At 66.9% G+C, this 17,447-nt stretch carries 20 protein-coding genes and 3 tRNA genes; 19 read left to right on the forward strand and 4 right to left on the reverse strand.

Annotated elements, in window-relative coordinates; translation table 11 throughout:
- Positions 1-280 (reverse strand): pentapeptide repeat-containing protein (locus BUA29_RS12535; RefSeq protein ID WP_425443777.1); only part of this gene is annotated, 280 nt, incomplete at its 3' end.
- A gap of 113 nt (positions 281-393) precedes the next feature.
- Between BUA29_RS12535 and BUA29_RS12460 the strand changes: the two genes are divergently transcribed.
- The 3 genes from BUA29_RS12460 to BUA29_RS09410 are packed head-to-tail and all read left to right on the forward strand — an operon-like array spanning position 394 to position 4,146.
- Complete coding sequence (locus BUA29_RS12460) at positions 394-2,700, forward strand: response regulator (protein ID WP_425443776.1); 2,307 nt, start codon at positions 394-396, stop codon at positions 2,698-2,700.
- Complete coding sequence (locus BUA29_RS09405) at positions 2,697-3,665, forward strand: chemotaxis protein CheB (RefSeq protein WP_072756321.1); 969 nt, start codon at positions 2,697-2,699, stop codon at positions 3,663-3,665. The genes BUA29_RS12460 and BUA29_RS09405 overlap by 4 nt, the downstream gene beginning before the upstream one ends.
- Positions 3,666-3,675: 10 nt before the next feature.
- Positions 3,676-4,146: a chemotaxis protein CheW gene (locus BUA29_RS09410; protein WP_072756322.1), complete on the forward strand. Its 471-nt coding sequence runs from the start codon at positions 3,676-3,678 to the stop codon at positions 4,144-4,146.
- 29 nt (positions 4,147-4,175) lie between these two features.
- On the opposite strand, the gene BUA29_RS09415 is transcribed toward BUA29_RS09410, so the two are convergent.
- Both BUA29_RS09415 and BUA29_RS09420 read right to left on the reverse strand, forming a co-directional pair.
- On the reverse strand, positions 4,176-4,907 hold the full coding sequence (locus tag BUA29_RS09415) for a 16S rRNA (uracil(1498)-N(3))-methyltransferase (protein WP_072756323.1): 732 nt from the start codon (positions 4,905-4,907) through the stop codon (positions 4,176-4,178).
- Positions 4,898-6,301 carry an adenosylmethionine--8-amino-7-oxononanoate transaminase gene (locus tag BUA29_RS09420; protein WP_072756324.1) on the reverse strand — a complete coding sequence of 468 codons (1,404 nt, stop codon included), beginning with the start codon at positions 6,299-6,301 and terminating at the stop codon, positions 4,898-4,900. Before BUA29_RS09420 ends, BUA29_RS09415 begins: the two co-directional genes overlap by 10 nt.
- A 29-nt stretch (positions 6,302-6,330) precedes the next feature.
- Here BUA29_RS09420 and nudE point away from each other — a divergent pair, with 29 nt between their 5' ends.
- From nudE to BUA29_RS09440, 4 genes are read left to right on the forward strand one after another with little or no spacing between them, the layout of a single operon-like run.
- Positions 6,331-6,885 (forward strand): ADP compounds hydrolase NudE, encoded by a 555-nt coding sequence (gene nudE / locus BUA29_RS09425; protein ID WP_072756325.1) that lies wholly within the window; start codon positions 6,331-6,333, stop codon positions 6,883-6,885.
- On the forward strand, positions 6,872-7,663 hold the full coding sequence (gene cysQ / locus BUA29_RS09430) for a 3'(2'),5'-bisphosphate nucleotidase CysQ (RefSeq protein WP_072756326.1): 792 nt from the start codon (positions 6,872-6,874) through the stop codon (positions 7,661-7,663). Before nudE ends, cysQ begins: the two co-directional genes overlap by 14 nt.
- Complete coding sequence (gene mazG, locus BUA29_RS09435) at positions 7,660-8,502, forward strand: nucleoside triphosphate pyrophosphohydrolase (RefSeq protein WP_072756327.1); 843 nt, start codon at positions 7,660-7,662, stop codon at positions 8,500-8,502. The genes cysQ and mazG overlap by 4 nt, the downstream gene beginning before the upstream one ends.
- Positions 8,499-8,804 (forward strand): Mpo1-like protein, encoded by a 306-nt coding sequence (locus tag BUA29_RS09440; protein ID WP_072756328.1) that lies wholly within the window; start codon positions 8,499-8,501, stop codon positions 8,802-8,804. Before mazG ends, BUA29_RS09440 begins: the two co-directional genes overlap by 4 nt.
- A 38-nt stretch (positions 8,805-8,842) precedes the next feature.
- Here the strand turns inward: BUA29_RS09440 and BUA29_RS09445 are convergent, their stop codons facing one another.
- The gene (locus tag BUA29_RS09445) at positions 8,843-9,205 is read right to left on the reverse strand and encodes a DMT family protein (RefSeq protein ID WP_072756329.1); all 363 of its coding nucleotides are present in this window, start codon (positions 9,203-9,205) and stop codon (positions 8,843-8,845) included.
- A 148-nt stretch (positions 9,206-9,353) separates the two neighbouring features.
- Between BUA29_RS09445 and BUA29_RS09450 the strand changes: the two genes are divergently transcribed.
- From BUA29_RS09450 to BUA29_RS09505, 12 genes are all read left to right on the forward strand, one after another.
- Positions 9,354-10,901 carry an efflux RND transporter periplasmic adaptor subunit gene (locus BUA29_RS09450; RefSeq protein WP_072756330.1) on the forward strand — a complete coding sequence of 516 codons (1,548 nt, stop codon included), beginning with the start codon at positions 9,354-9,356 and terminating at the stop codon, positions 10,899-10,901.
- A complete protein-coding gene (locus BUA29_RS09455; RefSeq protein WP_143148883.1) occupies positions 10,898-11,605 on the forward strand; it encodes an ABC transporter ATP-binding protein in 708 nt (235 codons plus the stop codon). Before BUA29_RS09450 ends, BUA29_RS09455 begins: the two co-directional genes overlap by 4 nt.
- Entirely contained in the window at positions 11,602-12,837 is a 1,236-nt protein-coding gene (locus BUA29_RS09460; protein ID WP_072756331.1) for an ABC transporter permease, read from the forward strand. Before BUA29_RS09455 ends, BUA29_RS09460 begins: the two co-directional genes overlap by 4 nt.
- A 125-nt stretch (positions 12,838-12,962) precedes the next feature.
- On the forward strand, positions 12,963-13,343 hold the full coding sequence (locus BUA29_RS09465; RefSeq protein ID WP_072756332.1) for a diacylglycerol kinase: 381 nt from the start codon (positions 12,963-12,965) through the stop codon (positions 13,341-13,343).
- A 25-nt stretch (positions 13,344-13,368) separates the two neighbouring features.
- Positions 13,369-14,118 (forward strand): TerC family protein, encoded by a 750-nt coding sequence (locus BUA29_RS09470; protein WP_072756337.1) that lies wholly within the window; start codon positions 13,369-13,371, stop codon positions 14,116-14,118.
- A gap of 36 nt (positions 14,119-14,154) precedes the next feature.
- The gene (lgt, locus tag BUA29_RS09475) at positions 14,155-15,036 is read left to right on the forward strand and encodes a prolipoprotein diacylglyceryl transferase (RefSeq protein WP_072756333.1); all 882 of its coding nucleotides are present in this window, start codon (positions 14,155-14,157) and stop codon (positions 15,034-15,036) included.
- The gene (locus BUA29_RS09480) at positions 15,036-15,830 is read left to right on the forward strand and encodes a thymidylate synthase (protein ID WP_072756334.1); all 795 of its coding nucleotides are present in this window, start codon (positions 15,036-15,038) and stop codon (positions 15,828-15,830) included. The genes lgt and BUA29_RS09480 overlap by 1 nt, the downstream gene beginning before the upstream one ends.
- Positions 15,831-15,837: 7 nt before the next feature.
- Positions 15,838-16,335, forward strand: a complete 498-nt coding sequence (locus BUA29_RS09485; RefSeq protein WP_178137915.1) for a dihydrofolate reductase — start codon at positions 15,838-15,840, stop codon at positions 16,333-16,335.
- A 125-nt stretch (positions 16,336-16,460) separates the two neighbouring features.
- Positions 16,461-16,546 (forward strand) — tRNA-Tyr (locus BUA29_RS09490).
- Positions 16,547-16,608: 62 nt separating this feature from the next.
- Positions 16,609-16,682 (forward strand) — tRNA-Gly (locus BUA29_RS09495).
- A 31-nt stretch (positions 16,683-16,713) separates the two neighbouring features.
- Positions 16,714-16,789 (forward strand) — tRNA-Thr (locus BUA29_RS09500).
- A gap of 51 nt (positions 16,790-16,840) precedes the next feature.
- On the forward strand, positions 16,841-17,447 hold a 607-nt coding region (locus BUA29_RS09505; protein ID WP_143148884.1), incomplete at its 3' end, for a GTP-binding protein.

Here is a 17,447-nt window from a genome sequence, read left to right on the forward strand (position 1 = left end):
GCCGAACGCCTCGAAGCCGAACGCCTCGAAGCCGAACGCCTCGAAGCCGAACGCCTCGAAGCCGAACGCCTCGAAGCCGAACGCCTCGAAGCCGAGCGTCTTGAGGCCGAGCGTCGCGAAGCGGAACGGCTGGAGGCGGAGCGCATTGCGGCGCTGCGCGCCGAAGCCGAACGCCTGGAAGCCGAGCGCGAAAAGGCCAGGCGCGAGGAAGTCGAACGTCGCGAAGCCGAGCGCCGCGAGGCCGAGGCTGCCGCGGCCGCGAAAGCGCGCGAGTTGGCAGCGCTGGCGGCCCTGCAGGCGATTGCCGCCGCCGCCGAGGATCCGGACGAGGCGCTGGACACCGAGGCGCTCGATCTCGAGCTGGTGGACATCTTCGTCGAGGAAGCGGGCGACTTGCTCGACCATTCCGACGGTCTGCTGGCCCAGTTGCGTGAGACGCCCGCCGACGAGGCGTTGGTCACCGGCCTGCAACGGGATCTGCATACCCTCAAGGGCGGTGCCCGCACGTCCGGCCTGATGGCCGTGGGCGAGCTCGGCCATGCCATGGAGACCCTGCTGGAAGCCGTATCCAACCAGCGCATCGAGCTCGACGAGGCCACCATCGGTCTGCTCGAGCGCGGCTTCGACCGGCTGCACGGCATGGTCACGCGCATCGCCGCACGACGCGCCATCGGCATGCCGCAAGCGTTGATCGAGGAGTTCATCGCTCGCGCGGAAAACCGGCCGGTCGAGTCGCCGGCTGCGGCGACGCCCGCCGCGACCGATGCCGCCGCCGCGCCGGCCCCTGCGGCCACGCTGCCACCACTCAAACCCTTGTCGAAGCCGATCGCGCTGGCGGGCATGGGCGAAGAGGACGACGCATTGGCGCGTGCCCCGCAGGAGCAGGTGCGCATCCGTGCCGATCTGCTCGACAAACTGGTGAACTATGCCGGCGAAGTCGCGATCTACCGCGCCAGGCTGGAGCAGCAGCTGGCAGCGTTCCGCGCCGCCTCGCAGGAAATGGAGCGCACCAACACGCGTCTGCGCGATCAGCTGCGCCGGCTCGATGCCGAGACCGAGGCGCAGATCATCGCCCGCTTCCAGCGCGAGAGCGACAGCGGCCGCGAAGCGTTCGACCCGCTCGAGCTGGACCGCTTCAGTACCCTGCAGCAGCTCTCCCGTGCGCTGGCCGAGTCGGCCGCCGACCTGCAGAGCCTGCACGAGTCGATGGAAGAGCTGACCCGCCAGTACGAAACCCTGCTCACCCAGCAGTCGCGGGTCAGCTCCGAGCTGCAGGAAGGCCTCATGCGCACGCGCATGCTGCCGTTCGAATCGCTGGTGCCGCGTCTGCGCCGGGTGGTGCGCCAGGCGGCTGCCGATACCGGCAAGCAGGCCCAGCTCAAGGTCGACGGCGCCCAGGGCGAGCTCGATCGCAACGTGCTGGAGCGGATGACCGCGCCGCTGGAGCACATGTTGCGCAATGCCATCGCCCATGGTCTGGAGTCGCCGGAGGCGCGCCGCGCCGCGGGCAAGCCCGAGGAAGGCACGATCCGGATTGCGATCCGGCGCGAAGGCGCGGAAGTGGTGCTGCAAATCGCCGACGATGGCGCAGGTCTCAATCGGGCAGCAATCCGCGCCCGTGCCATCGAGCGTGGTCTGATTGCGCCGGATGCCCAGCTGACCGATGCCGAACTCGACCAGCTGATCATGCAGCCGGGCTTTTCCACCGCCGAGACGGTCAGCCGTCTGGCCGGTCGCGGCGTCGGCATGGACGTGGTGGCCAGCGAAGTGCGCCAGCTTGGCGGCACGATCGAAATCGCCACCCAGCCCGGTGCCGGCACCACCTTCACCTTGCGACTGCCGCAGACCCTGGCGGTCACCCAGGCGGTGTTCGTGCGCATTGGCGAAACCCAGTTCGCCGTGCCGATTGCCGCCGTGCGTGGCGTTGGCCGCATTCCCCGCGAAGAGATGGTCAAGCCGGGTGCCAGCTATCGCTACGGTGGCGAGGACTATGCCCTGCACGATCTGGGCGCGCTGGTCGGCACCTTGCCGGCCAAGGGCGAAGGTCATCTGCAGATGCCATTGCTGCTGGTCGGTTCGGGTGATCTGCGGGCGGCGGTGGCGGTCGATGACGTGCTCGGCAGTCGTGAAATCGTGGTCAAGAGCGGCGGCCCGCAGCTGGCGTCGATCCCCGGTATCTTCGGCGCCACCATCATGGGCGATGGCCGGGTGGTGGTGATCCTCGACGTGGCGCCGCTGGTGCGTCGTCAAGCCGCGCAGGCGGCGACGGCAGCGCGGCACGCACAGCCGCAGGTCGAGCAGCGCCGTGTGCCGCTGGTGATGGTGGTGGACGACTCGGTGACCATGCGCAAGGTCACCGGGCGCGTGCTGGAACGGCATGGCTTCGAGGTCGTCACCGCCAAGGACGGTCTGGATGCGCTGGAACGCATGGCCGAAGTGGTGCCGGACCTGATGCTGCTGGATATCGAAATGCCCCGCATGGATGGCTATGAGCTGGCCTCGGCGATGAAGGCCGATGTCCGCCTGCGCACGGTGCCGATCATCATGATCACCTCGCGAACCGGTGAAAAGCACCGCCAGCGGGCGATGGACATCGGTGTCGAACGCTACCTCGGCAAGCCGTATCAGGAACCCGAGCTGATGCGTCACGTGCACGAGCTGCTCAAGCTGGAAGTGGCCGGTGACGGGTTGCTGCAATGAGTGCGCGACGGGTGGTGGTGCTGGCGCGTGCGGGTAGCGCGCGCGAGCGTACCGAACAGGCGGTGCGCGCGACCGGTGCCGAGCTGGTGGCCAGTCTGGATCCGGTCGAGGCGACGGAAGAGGATGTCCGGGCCCGCGGGGCGGAGGCCCTGCTGGTGGTGCTGGATGCCGTGACCGAGGCGGCGCTGGAACGATTCGATCCGCTGCTGACCGACCCGGGCTTGCTGGTAGTGTTCGACGAGGCCGAACTGGCCGGTCGGCGCGAAGGCTGGGAGGCGGCGCGCTGGGTTCGCCATCTGGCCGCCAAGCTGCAAGGGCACGATGATGTGTTGCCGCCACCGCCGGCCCAGAAGGCGGGGCCGGATTTCATCGATGAAATGCAGGCACTGGCAGCGCAGGTCGCGGCCTTGCCGCCTGTGCCGCAGGCCGCTCCGGCGGTGCGCAAGACCGGGGCGGTGGTGATCCTGGCCGGGATCGGCGGGCCGGATGCGGCGCGGCAACTGCTGGCCGGGTTGCCGGGTGATTTCCCGCGGCCGCTGGTGCTGCGGCAGGCGCTGGGTGGCGGTCAGTCCGACAAGCTGGTTCGGCAGATGCAGCGGGCAACGCCGTTACAGGTCGAATTGGCGCAGTCCCAGCAGCACCTGCAGGCCGGGCATGTCTATGTCCTGCCAGATGGGCTGGATGTGGTGGCCGACGCGGACGGGCCGGTGTTCGCGGCCGTCGAAGGGGCCCCGACGTTTGCCGGCCTGCCGGCAGGGGACAGTGCCTTGCTGCTGCTGAGCGGTGCCGGGTTGGAGGCCGTCGATCTGGCGCTGGCCATGCGGCTAGGAGGCGCCCTGGTGTATGGCCAGGCACCGGAAACCTGTTTCGATCCTTCTGCCAGTGACGCGCTGATTGCGCGCGGTGGCGATTCGCGCAGCCTGGCCGAAATGGCGCGCGAACTGGTGCAACGTTGGCCCGCCTGAGAGGTCGCCTATGTCCGAACTGATTCCCATCATCCGCGGTGTGTTGATCCAGGTGGCGCAGGCGCGGCTGTTGCTGCCCAATGCCACTATCGCCGAAGTGCCGTCGTATGCGCCGCCGGAGCCGGTGGCGGCGGCCCCGGGCTGGCTGCTGGGCAGGATCCGCTGGCGCGGTTGGCAGCTGCCGCTGCTGTCGTTCTCCCGCTTTGCCGGGCTGGCTGACGAGGAGGGCGGGCTGGGCAGCAAGGTGGTGGTGCTCAAGGCGTTGGGCGGTGATCCGCGGCGGCCGTATTTCGCGCTGCTGACCCAGGGCTTCCCGCGCCTGGTGACGGTCACCGAGGCGGCGCTGACCCGGCTTGAGTCGCAGGACGGGTTGCCAGACGGTGTACTGGCCCGAGTGCGGCTAAACGAAAACGAGGCGGTGATTCCGGATCTGGAGGCGCTTGAGCAGGCGCTGCACGGGGCGCTGGCCAGCGTCGCCTGACCGACGGCAGCCGACCTCGGCATTCCGGTTTAGCGCCCCAGATCGCCGGCCAGTGCCTGCAGCGCCGCGATCGCAGCCAGTCCTGCGGTTTCCGTGCGCAGGATCCGCGGCCCCAGCCGCACCCCGAGGTAGCCGGCGGCAGCAAGGACATCCAGATCGCGCGGTGACCAGCCGCCCTCGGGGCCGATTGCCAGTGTGCAGGCCGACAGGGGCGTGGCGAGGCTGGTCAGCGTGCGGCCGGCCTGCGGGTCGAGCACGAGTCCGATGCCGGCGGTCTGGCCGGCGGCCTGGGCGATGGGCTGCACCGGTGCGACCTCGGGAACGCGGGCGCGTCCGCTCTGCTCGCAGGCGGCGATCACCACCTGCTGCCAGTGCAGCTGCCGGCGTGCAGCACGTTCGGAGTCCAGCCGCACTTCACTGCGTTCGCTTTCCACCGGCACGATACGGGCAACGCCAAGCTCGGTGGCTTTCTGCAGGATCAGATCCATCTTTTCGCCACGGGCCAGCCCCTGCAGCAGGGTGATCGCCAGTGGCGATTCGTTGTCCACCGGCTGGGCCGAGAGAATGACGGCATGCGCGCTGCGCTTGCCGACGGCGACCAGCCGGGCCGGATAGTCCTGGCCGTCGCCGTTGAACAGCACGCAGGGATCGCCTTCGCGCAGGCGCAGCACCCGGGTCAGGTGCGCGGCGACGTCTTCGGGCAGCGGCACGGTCTCACCTACCTGCAGCGGCAGGGCGACATGGCAACGAGTCAGTCGCATGGGCGGGCGGCCTCGAGCGCGGCATGGGTGGCGCGAACCAATACGTCCAGCTCCGCCTCACCGACGCAGTAGGGGGGCATCCAGTACAGCACGTCGCCAAGCGGGCGCAGTAAGGCGCCGGCGGCGAGTGCCGCGCGGTACATGCGCAGCCCGCGCCGACCGGCGATTTCCACCGCATGGCCGTCCTCGCTGGGGCCGGGGTCGGGATGCAGTTCAATCGCCACCACCATGCCGGTCTGGCGCACCTCGGCCACCAACGGGTGGTCACGGAACTGCGCTGCGCGTTCGGCCATTGCCGCGGCAGTGACGCGGTTGCGTGCGATCACCCCGTCGCTTTGCAGGATGTCGAGCGAGGCCAGTGCCGCCGCGCAGGCCAGCGGATTGCCGCTGTAGCTATGGGAATGCAGAAACGCACGTTCACGCGAGTCGTCCAGAAAACCGTCGTACACGGTTTGGGTGGTCAGCACCGCGCACAGCGGCAAAAAGCCGCCGGTCAGTCCTTTCGACAGGCACAGCAGGTCGGGCTGGATGCCGGCTTGTTCGCAGGCGAACAGGGTGCCGGTGCGGCCGAACCCGGTGGCGATTTCATCGGCGATCAGGAACACCCCATGGGCATCGCATAGCGCACGGGCGCGGCGCAGATAGGTCGGGTGGTGCATACGCATTCCGCCGGCGCATTGCAGCAGCGGTTCGATGATCAGCGCACATACCTGCCCGGCGTTGGCCTCCAGCAGCGCCGCCAGCGCGTCGGCTGCGGCATGCGCCTTGCGCTCGGCCTCCTCCGGGCTGCGGCTGCCGAAGGCGTCGGGTGAGGGCGCAAACCGGGCCTCGGCCAGCAGCGGCGCATACACCCGGCGGTATAGCGGGATGTCGCCCACCGCCAGAGCGCCGAGCGTCTCACCGTGGTAGCTGCCAGTCAGGGCGATGAAGCGGGTGCGGCCGTGGTCGCCCCGGTTGTGGAACCAGTGGAACGCCATTTTCAGCGCCACTTCCACCCCGGAGGATCCGTTGTCGGCATAGAACACCTTGGCCAGCGGCGCACGGCCCGGTTCGTGTGGGGCCAGGGCGAGCAGGCGTTCGGCCAGGGTCACCGCCGGTGCATGGGAAAACCCGGCCAGGATCACCTGTTCCAGGGTGTGCGCCTGTTGGGCGATGGCGGCGGCGATGCGCGGCTCGGCATGGCCATGCAGGTTGGTCCACCAGCTGCTGATGCCGTCGAGCACCCGGTGGCCATCGAAACCAATCAGCCAGGCGCCTTCGCCGCGCGCCACCGGGAACAGCGGCAGCGCGTGTGGGTGTTCGCGCATCTGCGTGCAGGGGTGCCAGAGCACGGCGAGATCGCGCAGGCGCCAGTCGTCGCTGGCGGCTATCATGGGCGGGTGAGTTGCGTTCATTCCGCCATTATCGTTCCGGGGAGGCGCCCATGCGTCAGCGGCTGCCCGTGATCCACAGCATCACCCAGCACGACGCCGGCCCGTACCGGATGGAGCGGCTGGATCTGGAGTTTTCCAATGGCGAGCGCCGGCTGTACGAGCGGCTGCACCCGCGCGGGTATGGTGCGGTGGCGGTGGTACCGCTGCTGGACGCTAAGACCGTGCTGCTGGTGCGCGAATACGCGGCCGGGTTCAACCGCTACGAGCTGGGGCTGGTCAAGGGGCGCATCGATGCCGGCGAGACCCCTGAGCAGGCGGCCAATCGTGAGCTGATGGAGGAGGCCGGCTATGGTGCACACGACCTGCGCGTGCTGCGCACGGTCAGCCTGACGCCGACCTACATGAGCCACCAGACCCATGTGGTGCTGGCGCGCGATCTGTATCCGCAGCGTCTGCCCGGAGACGAGCCGGAGCCGCTGGAACTGGTGCCCTGGCCACTCGACGATCTGGAAGCGCTGTTCTGGCGCGAGGACTGCTCCGAGGGCCGGTCGATCGCCGCGCTGGTGATCGCCCGCGACTGGTTGCGCCGACATGCCACTCGTTGAAACCGTGCGCGAAGGCGTGATCGCCATCGCTCAGCAAACGGCTGCCGAGATCCTGTCGGTGTATGCAGGCGCGTTTGTGGTCACCCACAAGGACGACCGCTCACCGCTGACTGCCGCCGATCTCGCAGCGCACCGCTGCATCGTCGCAGGCTTGCATGCGCTCACTCCGGGGATCCCGGTGCTGTCCGAGGAATCGGCCGCCACCGACATCGCCACCCGGCGCCAGTGGTCGCGGCTGTGGCTGGTCGATCCCCTGGATGGCACCCGCGAGTTCATCAAGCGCAATGGCGAGTTCACCATCAATCTGGCCCTGATCGAAGACGGGCAGGCGGTGTTTGGGCTGATCCAGCAGCCGGTGACCGGGCTGCTCTGGTACGGGGCGCCGGGTCAGGGGGCCTTCCGTCGCGAGGGCGGGCGCGACTGGCCGCTGCGGGTGCGCATCCCGGCGCGGGCGCCGCTGCGGATTGCGGCCAGCCGTTCGCATCGCGATGCCCGTACCCAGGCATTACTGGATGCCCTGCCGGACAGTGAAGTGGTGGGGTGCGGCTCTTCGCTCAAGTTCTGCCGGATCGCCGAAGGTGCGATCGATCTCTACCCGCGCTTTGGCCCGACCAGCGAGTGGGACACTGCCGCAGGGCAAGCCATTCTGGAGGCGGCCGGTGGCCAGGTGCTGACCCTGGACGGCCGCCCGTTGCGCTACAACCAGCGCGACACCCTGCTCAACGGTGATTTCATCGCGCTCGGCGACCCCGATGTGCGCGCCAGGATTCCGCAATGACCGCATCCCCCGCTGACCCGCCCGGCAACATCCAGACCCTGCTTGCCATCATGGCGCGTCTGCGCGACCCGCAGACCGGCTGCCCTTGGGATGTCCAGCAGACCTTTGCCAGCATTGCTCCTTACACCATCGAAGAAGCCTACGAAGTGGCCGATGCGATCGATCGCGGCGATCTTGAAGCGCTGCGCGAGGAGCTGGGCGATCTGCTGCTCCAGGTGGTCTTTCACGCCCGCATGGCGGAGGAGGCCGGGGCATTCACGTTCCAGGATGTGGTAGCGGCCATCGTTGACAAGCTGGTGCGCCGGCATCCGCATGTATTCGGTCGTGCCCAGCCGGGCAGCGCGCAGGCACAGCAGGCGCAATGGGAAGCCCATAAACAGGCCGAGCGGCAGCAGCGTGGCGACACTGATCGCTCGGCGCTGGCCGGGATTGCCCGCGGTCTGCCGGAATGGCAGCGTGCTCTCAAGTTGCAGCAGCGTGCGGCGCGGGTCGGGTTCGATTGGCCGGGGCCTGCGCCGGTGCTGGAAAAACTCCAAGAAGAGCTGGAGGAAGTTCGCGCCGAGTTCGCCGCGGTGGCGGCCAATCCCGATGATCCTGCCGCGCAGGCACGGCTGGAGGATGAAATCGGCGATCTGCTGTTTGTGGTGCTCAACCTGGCCCGGCATGCGCGGGTGGATGCCGGCACGGCACTGCGCCGGGCCAATGCCAAGTTCGAGCGCCGGTTCCGAATGATGGAACAGCTGGCGGAGGCCGACGGCGGGCTTGCCGGGCAGTCGCTTGCGGCGCAGGATCGCTACTGGGCGCAAGCCAAGGCGGCGGAGAAGGATGACACGCAATGAGTACGCGGTTTTCCAGCTTTCGTGAGTTCTATCCGTTCTATCTGGGCGAACACCAGAACCGGACCTGCCGCCGCCTGCATTTTGCGGGCAGCAGCCTGGCGCTGGGCTTTATTGTGCTGGCGGTGCTGCGCAGCCAGCCGCTCTGGTTGCTGGCGGCACTGGTGTCTGGCTATGCGCTGGCCTGGGTGGGGCATTTCGCGTTCGAGAAAAACCGCCCCGCCACCTTCCGTCACCCCCTGTATTCCTTCCTGGGCGACTGGGTGATGTTCAAGGACATGCTGATCGGCCGCATCCCGTTCTGAGCAAGGGCCTTGGGCAAAGACGCTGACGGCGCTTGCTGTCACTCCAGAAAGATCAGCCAGGCGGCAGCGACCACCAGCGCAAAGCCCGCCCAGTGGTTCCACTTCAGCGGCTGTCCCAGGTACCAGGTGGAAAACCCGGCGAACACCAGCAGGGTGATGACTTCCTGCATACCCTTGAGCTGCGGTGCGCTGTACACCGTGCTGCCGATGCGGTTGGCCGGCACCATGAACAGGTATTCGAACAGCGCGATGCTCCAGCTCACCAGAATGACCTTGGGCAGTGCGGTGGTGCGGTCTTTCAGATGCCCGTACCAGGCGAAGGTCATGAACAGGTTGGAGCAGACCAGCAGTAGCGGCGTGAGCAGGCGGGCGTTGAGCATGGGAAAAATCTGCGTGGGGATCTGTGCAGGATAAGGCCAGACCGGTCGCTTGCTCGAGTCGGACGGCCGCGATGCCGCAGACAGTCGTCACCCATTTGGGCGATCATGACGTGTCAACCGAATGCGCCAACGCGCGTTTACGCCCGCAATCCCTCACCAGCGAATCCGCATGACCACACCCCGACGCCCCCATCGTCCCGCCTCCCCCGTGCGCAGGCTTGCCTTGGCCGCGCTGGTGCTTGCCGCGCTCGGTGTGGGTTGGCACCTCTGGCACAAGCGCCAGCAGGCTGCACAGGCGGGCTATCGCACCGAGACCGTGCAGCGTGGTGACATCCGGGTGGCGATTTCCGCCACCGGCACCCTGAGCGCGATCACCACAGTGACCGTCGGCAGCCAGATTTCAGGTCAGGTGACGCAGGTGCTGGTGGATTACAACAGCCCGGTGAAGAAAGGGCAGGTGCTGGCCGTGATCGATCCGTCCACCTATGAGGCGCAGATCCGTCAGGGCCGGGCCCAGATCGAAAGCGCCCGGGCGCAGCTGCGGCAGGCGGAGGCTACCCTGCGCAACGCCACACTCGATTACCAACGCAAGGCCGACCTGGCGCGCCAGCAGTTGGTGGCCCAGAGCGATGTCGACCTGGCGCGCACGGCGCTGGAGCAGGCCCAAGCCCAGGTGAACTCGGCGCAGGCTCTGATCCGCCAGCAGACGGCGGCCACCCAGACCACCGAGGTCAATCTGGCGCGCACGGTGATCCGCTCGCCGGTGGATGGCGTGGTGCTGACCCGCAAGGTCGATCCGGGTCAGACGGTGGCGGCCAGCCTACAGGCGCCGGAGCTGTTCACCATCGCCGAGGATCTGTCGAAGATGAAGATCGAACTGGCGGTGGACGAGTCCGACATCGGCCAGGTCAAGCCCGGGCAGTCGGTGAGCTTCAGTGTCGATGCCTTCCCCGACCGTCGCTTCAGGGGGGTGGTCGAGCAGGTGCGGCTGGCGGCGACCACCACCAACAATGTGGTGACCTATCCGGTGGTGGTTACGGTGGACAACAGTGACGGCACCTTGCTGCCGGGGTTGACCGTCAACGCCGAGATCGAGGTCAGCAAGAAAGCGGGTGTGCTCAAGCTGGCCAATGCGGCGTTGCGCTTCAAGCCCAGCGACACGTCGCCGCTGGCGGCGTTGCAGCCAGCGGGGCAAGCGCCGGGCGGTGGCGGGGCACTGGCGGACGCGCTGCGTGAGGCTGCCGCCGGGCTGGGTTTGAATGGTCAGCAGCAGGCGCTGTTTGATGCGGCGCTCGCACAGATGCGCAAACGTCAGGCCGAGCGTGCCGCCCAGTTCCGCCAGCAGCAGGCAACCCAGGGGGGCACGCAGGGTGGCAGCCGCCTGTTCGGGGGGATGCGCATGGGGCCGCCCGGCGGCGGCACTAGCACGGATGCGGCGATGCAGGCCCAGATCCGCGCCCGGATGCGCGAGCGGATCGGCCAGCAGTTTGCGGCGTTCCGCGCCAGCCTGGACGAGGCGCAGCGTGCCCGCTGGGATGCAGCGGTGGATGCCCAGATCAATGCCAAGCGGGTGACGGTGTACAAGTTGGTCAACGGCAAGCCGCAGCTGGCCAGCATTCGCCTTGGCGTCACCGACGGTACAGCGACCGAGGTGATGGGCGACATCCGCGAAGGTGACCAGGTGATCAGCGGTGAGCGTGCCGCGGGGGCGCCGTGAATCCACTGACTCCGGTCATCGAGACCCGGCAGCTGCGCAAGGTTTACCTGGAGGGCACCGAGGCCGAGGTGGTGGCCCTGCAGGGGGCGAACCTGACCGTGCGGCGTGGCGAGTTCGTGGCGATCATGGGGCCGTCGGGCTCTGGCAAGACCACCTTGATGAACCTCCTGGGCTGCCTGGATACGCCCACCTCCGGCACCTATCTGTGCGATGGCGAGGACGTCTCGACCTTGGATGCCGAGGCGTTGGCGCAGGTGCGCCTGCACAAGATCGGATTCGTGTTCCAGCAGTTCAACCTGTTGCCGCGGATGACGGCGCTGGAAAACGTGATGATGCCGTTGGGATATGTGCGCATGCAGCGCCGGCAGCGGCGTGACAAAGCGATGGCCCTGCTGGAGGCGGTGGGGCTGGCCAGTCGTGCCGGGCACCGGCCGACCGAGCTGTCGGGCGGGCAGCAGCAACGGGTTTCCATCGCCCGGGCGCTGGTCAACGACCCGCCCCTGCTGCTGGCGGATGAGCCGACCGGTGCGCTCGACAGTCACACTGGCGAGGAGATCCTGGCATTGTTCAAGCGGCTGCGTGCCGAGGAGGGGCGCACGGTGGTGCTGATCACCCACGATCATCACGTGGCCGAACACGCCGATGCCATCTACGAGATCCATGACGGCGTGCTGGGCGCCCGCCGCGCCGGGAGGCAGCTATGAGCCCACTGGAAATCCTGCGGACGGCGTTTTTCGCCCTGCGTGGCAACTGGCTGCGCAGCGCGCTCACCTCGCTCGGGGTGATCATCGGCATCGCTGCGGTGATCGTGATGGTGTCGATTGGCCAGGGCACCCAGGCCGAGATCGACAAGCTGGTGTCCGGCCTGGGGTCGCAGCGGCTGGACATCCTCGGCGCCGGCGGGTTTGGCCCGGGTGGGGCGCGTCTCGCGCAGGGCAGCCGCTGGAGTCTGAGCGAGAGCGATGCGGAGGCGATCCGCAACGAGGTGCCGGAAGCCCAGTACGTGGCGGGCTCGCTGCGCGGCGGTGTGCAGGTGGTCAATGGCGAGAACAATGCGTCCACCCAGTGGCAGGGCGTGCAGCCGGACTGGTTTGCCATCAATGGCTGGGAACTGGCCAGTGGCGACGGCTTCCAGGCCTCGGATTACACCGGTTCCGGAAAGCCGGTGATTCTGGGGGAAACGGTGCGGCGCGAACTGTTCGGCGATCAGGATGGAATCGGCCAGACCATCCGCCTGGGGCGGGTGCCGTTCACCGTGGTCGGCGTGCTCAAGCCCAAGGGGCAGGGCGGGTTCGGCCAGGATCAGGACGACATCGTGGTGGTGCCGCTGGAGGTGGCCCGGCGTCGGCTGTCCACCAGTCAGGGCATGCCACCGGGGGCGGTACAGCAGATCTCGGTGGGGGTGGACGACCCCCGCAATCTCGATCAGGCGCAGTCGAACATCGAAAGCCTGCTGCGGCAGCGGCACAAGATCCAACCGGGTGCTGATGATGATTTCGTGGTGCGCAACATCAGCCAGATCGTCGCCACCCGCACCCAGACCACCAACCTGATGTCCAAGCTGCTCGGCGCAGTGGCCGGTATCTGCCTGGTGATCGGCGGCATTGGCATCATGAACATCATGCTGGTCTCGGTGACCGAGCGGATCCGTGAAATCGGCCTGCGGCTGGCGGTGGGTGCCGGGCCGCGTGACATTCGCGCCCAGTTTCTGGCCGAGGCGATGCTGATCTCCCTGATCGGCGGGGTGATCGGGATCGTGATTGGCATCGGTGGGGCGCTGCTGGTGGGCAAGTTCAGTGAGCTGCCAGTCCAGCTGAACGCGCAGGTGGTGGCGCTGGCGGCCGCCTTTGCCGTGGCGACGGGCTTGTTTTTCGGCTATTACCCGGCGCGCAAGGCGTCGATGCTCGACCCGATCGAGGCCTTGCGCTCGCAGTAGCCGCCCGAGCCGGAGTGGCGGGGCGCGCGCGCGCCTGTGGCAAAATGCCGGTCTGTTCCCGGTTCGGGTGTTTTGCATGAAGGTCGTAAGCCGCGCGCACCGCGCCGTCTTGTCTGGGTGTCTGCATGGCTGATCTGTATGGGCATCTTCCGCGCGGCCCGGCGGGGGTGATGCGTGCAGCCCGCTGGTCGCTGTTGGGGTTGCGCGCCGCCTGGCTGCATGAATCCTCATTCCGGCTCGAGGTGTATCTGTTCGTGCTGCTCGGCCCGCTGGGCTGGTGGCTTGGCGCCACACCGGTGGAGCGGGTGCTGTTGATCGGCAGTTGCCTGCTGGTGCTGGCGATGGAGCTGATGAACTCCTCGATGGAAGCGGTGATCGAACGGTTCGGGCCGGAGCGGCATGAGCTCGCCGGTCGCGCCAAGGACATGGGGTCGGCGGCGGTATTCGTGCTGATGCTCAACGTGCTGCTGGTCTGGGGCACCCTGCTATTGCCGCGCTACCTGTGAGCGGCGCCGACGAGTGCATGTGGACATGGATCTGAGTTTTCTCGCTTCTGCGGATGCCTGGTTGACCCTGCTGACCCTGAGCACGCTGGAAATCGTGCTCGGCATCGACAACCTGGTGTTCATTTCGATCGCGGTATCGCGCCTGCCGGAGGCGCGCAAGCCCTTGGCCCGCCGGCTGGGCATCGCGGTGGCCTGCATCACCCGCATTCTGCTGCTGATGACGCTGGCCCTGCTGGCACGCATGTCGGAAGATCTGTTCGTGCTGTTCGGGCAGGGCATTTCGATCCGCGATCTGGTGCTGATCCTGGGTGGGCTGTTTTTGCTGGTGAAAGGGACACTGGAAATCCGCGACCTAATCACCGGCGGTGATGACGCCGACCCGCGGACGACCAAAGCCTCGGCGGTGTTTCCACTGGTGATCGCGCAGATCGCGCTGATCGACATCGTGTTCTCGCTGGATTCGGTGATCACCGCGGTCGGCATGGCTCGGCACATTCCGATCATGGTGGTGGCGATCCTGGTCGCAGTGGCGATCATGTTGCTGGCAGCCAATCCGGTCGGGCGTTTCATCGATGCCAACCCGACCGTCAAGATGCTGGCGCTGGCCTTCATCCTCCTGGTCGGCGGCGTGCTGGTGCTGGACGGTCTGGACGTGCACGTGCCACGGCCCTATGTCTATTTCGCCATGGCGTTTTCGGTTCTAGTCGAATGGCTGAACCTGCTGATGCGCCGGCGTGCGGCGGCGCGTCATGTCCCCGGCGCCGGTGAATGGTGATCGGCCGGGGTTTATTTCCTCTTTCCGATGTCTGTCATGCCCTATCTCCATCAGATCGACCCCATTGCTTTTTCGCTCGGCCCATTGAAGGTGCACTGGTATGGGTTGATGTACCTGCTGGGCTTTGCGGTCGCTTGGTGGTTGGGGCAGCGGCGGGTGCGCGCTGGCCGCCTGCCTGGCGTGGACGACAACGCGTTCTCCGATCTGATGTTTTACGCCATGCTCGGCGTGGTTCTCGGTGGCCGGGTCGGGTACATGCTGTTCTATGACCTGCCGGTGTTCCTGCACAACCCGCTGCAGATCGTGCGGGTCTGGGAAGGCGGGATGAGTTTCCATGGCGGGCTGCTCGGGGTGCTGATCGCGGTGGCCTGGTGGTCGCGTCGGCATCGCCTGCATTTCTTCGATACCGTCGATTTCATCGCCCCCCTGGTGCCAGCGGGGCTTGGCTTTGGCCGGATCGGCAACTTCATCGGCGGTGAGCTGTGGGGCAAGCCGGTGGCCGGGACGGTGTTCGAGCGGCTGGGGGTGATCTTTCCGCGTGCTCTGCCCCCGCCGTTTGCCGGGATGGATCCGGCCACCCTGCGGGCGCAGTATGACGCCGGCCTGCTGGATGCCTTTGCGCGTCACCCCTCGCAGCTTTATCAGGCGACGCTGGAAGGGCTGGTGATGTTTGCCGTGCTGGTCTGGTATTCGCGCCGTCCGCGCCCCCGGTATGCCGTATCCGGGCTGTTCGCCCTGCTGTATGGCAGCTTCCGATTCCTGGTGGAGTTCGTGCGCGAGCCGGATCCGCAGCTCGGCTATCTGGCCTTTGGCTGGTTGACCATGGGGCAGCTGTTGAGCCTGCCGCTGATCCTGCTTGGCCTGTTCTGGCTGTGGCGCTCGCGCACCGCGCCCACCCTGATGCCGGAGGCACGCTGATGCGGCAATACCTCGACCTGTTGCAGCATGTGCTGACGCATGGGGTGGATCGTACCGACCGCACTGGAACCGGCACCCGCAGCGTGTTCGGCTGGCAGATGCGGTTCGATCTACGGCAAGGCTTCCCGCTGGTGACCACCAAGCGCCTGCACCTGAAGTCGATCATCCATGAGCTGCTGTGGTTCCTGCAGGGCAGCACCAACATCGCCTACCTCAAGGCGAATGGCGTCAGCATCTGGGACGAATGGGCCGGGCCCGATGGCGAGCTGGGGCCGGTGTATGGCAAGCAGTGGCGCAGCTGGGCAGGTGCCGACGGCCAGACCCATGACCAGATTCGCTGGGTGGTGGAGGAAATCCGCCGCAATCCCGACTCCCGTCGGCTGGTGGTGTCGGCCTGGAACGTCGCCGACTTGCCGCAGATGGCCTTAATGCCTTGTCATGTGCTGTTTCAGTTCTACGTCGCCGAAGGTCGGCTGAGCTGCCAGCTGTACCAGCGCAGCGGCGATATCTTCCTCGGGGTGCCGTTCAACATCGCCAGCTACGCCCTGCTGACCCATTTGGTCGCGCAGGTCTGCGACCTGCAGGTGGGTGAGTTCATCCATACCCTCGGCGATGCGCACCTGTACGCCAATCATTTCGAACAGGCGCGCCTGCAGCTGAGTCGGGCGCCGCGGCCGCTACCGACCTTGCACCTCAATCCGGCGATACGCGACATCGATGCCTTCCGCTACGAGGACATCCGTATCGACGGCTATGACCCACACCCGGCGATCCGCGCGCCGGTGGCGGTGTGAGATTGGCATGCGTCTGACCCTGATCGCCGCGCTGGATCGTCATCGGGCCATTGGTCAGGATGGCGGCCTGCCCTGGCATCTGCCGGAGGATCTGCGCCGGTTCAAGGCGTTGACCCTGGGCAAACCGGTGCTGATGGGGCGCAAGACCGCCGAATCGCTGGGACGGGCGCTGCCGGGGCGGCGCAATCTGGTGCTCACCCGCAGCGGTCGGGTGCCTTTTTCAGGAATGGAGGCGGTGGGCTCGCTGGCGCAGGCCCTGGCAGCGGCCGCGCCCGCCAGTGAGCTCTGCGTGATCGGTGGCGGGGACGTGTTCGCGCTGACCCTGCCGCTGGCGCAGGCCCTGCATCTGACCTGGGTGGAGACCGAGGTCGACAGGGCGGATGCCTACTTTCCCGCCTTCGCGCCGGACGACTGGCGCGAGGTCGCCCGGGTCGCGCATCCTGCCGATGCTCGGCATGCCTTCGGCTTCACCTTCGTCGATTACGTCCGGGCCAGTTGCGTGTAGTGGGGGTGGCTGTGACCTGCAGCATCTGCAAAGAAAACATCGGGACCCGTTGACACGGGCAGGATACGCGGCAAGAATAACGGGCTCTTTGGGGAGCCTGATCGGCTCCACAAAGGCCAGCGTCCGGAGGGATACCCAAGCGGCCAACGGGGGCAGACTGTAAATCTGCTGGCTTACGCCTTCGGTGGTTCGAATCCACCTCCCTCCACCAGACCTGGTATGCGGTACCCTGTTGGCCTTACCAGCCGGCAGGTCAGGGCAGAGTCTCCCGGCGCGGGAGTAGTTCAATGGTAGAACTGTAGCCTTCCAAGCTACTAGCGCGGGTTCGATTCCCGTCTCCCGCTCCACCATTGCACGGTTCTGTCCGAAACAAAATCTGCTCACGTAGCTCAGTCGGTAGAGCACCTCCTTGGTAAGGAGGAGGTCGATGGTTCGATTCCATTCGTGAGCACCATATTCCAAACCTCACGCCTGCTGCGGCAGGCAAACCCAATGAGATGCAGCCATGGCAAAGGGTAAGTTCGAGCGCACCAAGCCTCACGTGAACGTGGGGACGATCGGTCACGTGGACCACGGCAAGACGACGCTGACGGCGGCGCTGACGAAGGTGGGCGCGGAGCGTTTTGGCGGCGAGTTCAAGGCGTACGACCAGATCGACGCGGCGCCGGAGGAGAAGGCGCGCGGTATTACGATTTCGACGGCGCACGTGGAGTACGAGTCGCCGACCCGTCACTATGCGCACGTGGACTGCCCTGGGCACGCTGACTACGTGAAGAACATGATCACGGGTGCGGCGCAGATGGACGGTGCGATTCTGGTGGTGTCGGCGGCGGACGGCCCGATGCCGCAGACGCGCGAGCACATTCTGCTGGCCCGTCAGGTGGGCGTGCCGTACATCGTGGTGTTCCTGAACAAGGCGGACATGGTGGACGACGCCGAGCTGCTGGAGCTGGTGGAGATGGAGGTTCGCGACCTGCTCTCCAAGTACGACTTCCCGGGTGACGACACGCCGATCATCAAGGGTTCGGCGCTGAAGGCGCTGGAAGGCGACCAGTCGGAGATTGGTGTGCCGGCGATCATCAAGCTGGTGGACGCGCTGGACACCTACATTC

Source organism: Thermomonas hydrothermalis (assembly GCF_900129205.1).
Lineage (GTDB): Bacteria > Pseudomonadota > Gammaproteobacteria > Xanthomonadales > Xanthomonadaceae > Thermomonas > Thermomonas hydrothermalis.